4 protein-coding genes are annotated in these 2,566 nt (G+C 28.7%); all 4 read right to left on the reverse strand.

Annotation, left to right across the window (positions count from 1 at the left end; genetic code table 11):
* Positions 1-203: 203 nt before the first annotated feature.
* A complete protein-coding gene (locus ACW9UN_RS16960) occupies positions 204-956 on the reverse strand; it encodes a netrin-like domain-containing protein (protein ID WP_459487555.1) in 753 nt (250 codons plus the stop codon).
* 133 nt (positions 957-1,089) lie between these two features.
* The gene (locus ACW9UN_RS16965) at positions 1,090-1,392 is read right to left on the reverse strand and encodes a HigA family addiction module antitoxin (protein WP_459487556.1); all 303 of its coding nucleotides are present in this window, start codon (positions 1,390-1,392) and stop codon (positions 1,090-1,092) included.
* A gap of 11 nt (positions 1,393-1,403) precedes the next feature.
* The gene (locus ACW9UN_RS16970; protein WP_459487557.1) at positions 1,404-1,685 is read right to left on the reverse strand and encodes a type II toxin-antitoxin system RelE/ParE family toxin; all 282 of its coding nucleotides are present in this window, start codon (positions 1,683-1,685) and stop codon (positions 1,404-1,406) included.
* A 198-nt stretch (positions 1,686-1,883) separates the two neighbouring features.
* A complete protein-coding gene (locus tag ACW9UN_RS16975) occupies positions 1,884-2,480 on the reverse strand; it encodes a tetratricopeptide repeat protein (protein WP_459487558.1) in 597 nt (198 codons plus the stop codon).
* Positions 2,481-2,566: the final 86 nt, after the last annotated feature.

The raw sequence follows: 2,566 nt of genomic DNA on the forward strand, positions 1-2,566 counted from the left end.
CAAAATTCGCGAGAGACTGTTCAGCTTTTTTTTCCTGCGTTTAGATTTTCCTGAGCAATAAAACATAACGTTGTTGTATATGGTTTGTTGCGTGTTTTAAGCACTAAATTTAGCAAATAAAAACCGAATAGAAAATCCGCGAGGATTTTCGTAAGTAGGCAATAAGCCAGCAATAAATTATATACGGTGTTGCCACCAGTTTATTATAAATAAAATTGACTTAAAAAACTGGGATTTTCTTTTCCTTTTGGATAATAGTAAATTCCAATTAATAATTTATTATCATACTCTTTATTTTTACTTGTCTTTTTTCCAAAAATAGCCCATTCTGTTTTTTCTATAATTTTAATTAATTTTTTATCTATTTTTTTTCCAAAACCACTTATCTTCTTAACTTTCTTAATCTTTAAGTTTGAGTCAAATATTATCTCATAAATTCCATAAGTTTTATTAAGCTCTATTCCTTTAAATTCCTCCAAATTTTCTCCAAGATTACCCATTTCTTGGTAGTTCAATTTATTTGTATAATTTATTTTTTTTAACTTAAATTCCTTTAATATATTTATCTCTCGACTTTGCTCTGCTTGATTTTCTTTATTAAAATAAACTAAACCTGAACACATTCCTATTCCATAATTCCCATCTTTATTTTTTCGAGCGTATGCTATTAGTTTCGTATTTGTTGGGATATAAATGTCACAAGAACTTCCCATTGCATTATCGCTTCTTCCATAGATATAGATGGATTTTAGTTGTTCTCCTTTAAATAATTCATTAATTCTTATATCTGCTTTATATCCTAATTCGTTTTCTTTATTTTGATATATTTTGATTATTGTAATGTTAGAAACAAATTCAGACTGTATAAATTTTTCAGTTATACTTTGAGCTCCGCAATCACAAGCTAATATTCCGATAGAAAAAAGAAATATTGTTAATTGTAAGATGTTTTTCATAATTGGTGGCAACGTGTTTGTGTAGGAAAAGTTGCGTGGTTTAAGCAATAAAGTTAATAAATAAACACGAACCAAGAAAATCCGAGAGGATTTTCGTAAGTAGGCTTTTACCAGCAATTTTTTTTACACGGTGTTAGGCAACGTTGTTATTTTCGTAATGTTTTATTTCATTCAATTCAGCTTCTTTTTTTCCTTTTTGATTTTCAATATCAAAATCATCTTGAATTCCGAGCCAAAATTTTGCTGAATTTCCAAAATATTTACTCAATCTTAAAGCTGTATCTGCTGTTACTCTTCGATTTCCTTTTATTATTTCCGAAATTCTTGTTTGAGGGATTTTCAAATCCTTAGAAAGTCTGTATGCAGAAATTTCAAGTGGCTCAAGAAATTCGTAAAATAAAATTTCTCCTGGATGAATATTCGCTAATTTTTCCATAATATTTTCATTTAATGATAATCAACTATTTCAACTTCACTTGCGTTTCCGTTGTTCCAAATAAAGATGATTCTCCATTGTTTATTAATTCTAATACTATAATATTCTTTCAGATTTCCTGTTAACTTTTCAAGTCGGTTTGAAGGAGGAATTCTTAAATCTGCAATATCTTGCGAATTATTAAGCATTCTCATTTTTCTCCTACCTACATTTTGGATTTCATTTGGTAATTTCTTTACTCGAATTCCGTTCCAAATTTTTTCAGTTTCTTTCGACCCAAAAGAAATTATCATATTATTGTTTTACGTTACTAACGTCAAAGGTATGAGTTTTTTTTCGTTCCACCAAATGTTGCCTAACGTTGTTGTATATGGTTTGTTGCGTGGTTTAGCACGTAATTTAGCAAATAAAAACCGAATAGAAAATCCGCGAGGATTTTCGTAAGTAGGCTAGAACTAGCAATAAATTATATACGGTGTTGGCAATAGTTTTTATTTATTTCCTAAAATTCCATTATAGCCACCACCTTTATAATTTCTAATAATCGGTTCAATGGAATTAATATATTGTTTTTCAGATTCGGTCAATTTTTTTCCTTTCAGTTTTTTTAATTCCGCAAGTGCTTTTTCCTTTTCTCCGACAACAGCTTGTAAAGTTAAATAACCAATAAACTCCATAATATTCTCCTCATTTTCGTAGCGAATTTTCGGGCTTTCTTTAAATGCTTTTTTATACAATTCCATTGCGTCATTTAAATTGTCCATTTTTTCAAGAGTCATTCCCTTTAAAGTTAGAATGGAATTACTTTCTTTAATTTCGTTCGGAACTTCATTTAAGATTTTCAAAGCTAATTCAGGTTGTTCATTCCACCAATAAGTTTTTATCAAGCTTTCAATTGTTGTAATATCAGTTGGTTCAATTCCTAATGCTTTTTTGTAGAATACAATTGCACTGTCAGATTTATTTTCCATTTGATATTCAATCCCTTTTTCTTGATATTCAATAACTAAAGGATTCCTTTTTTCTTCCTCTTTTTTACAAGAAATCAGAAGTAAAATTGTCAATATAATTCCTATTATTCTTTTCAATTCGGGATTTTTGTATTATCCTGATATAGGTTGACCTTTTTTTAGGTTTAATTTATACCGTTCAAATTATTTTTTTAGCCGTTTAG

The sequence above is a fragment of the Polaribacter litoreus genome (assembly GCF_054584775.1).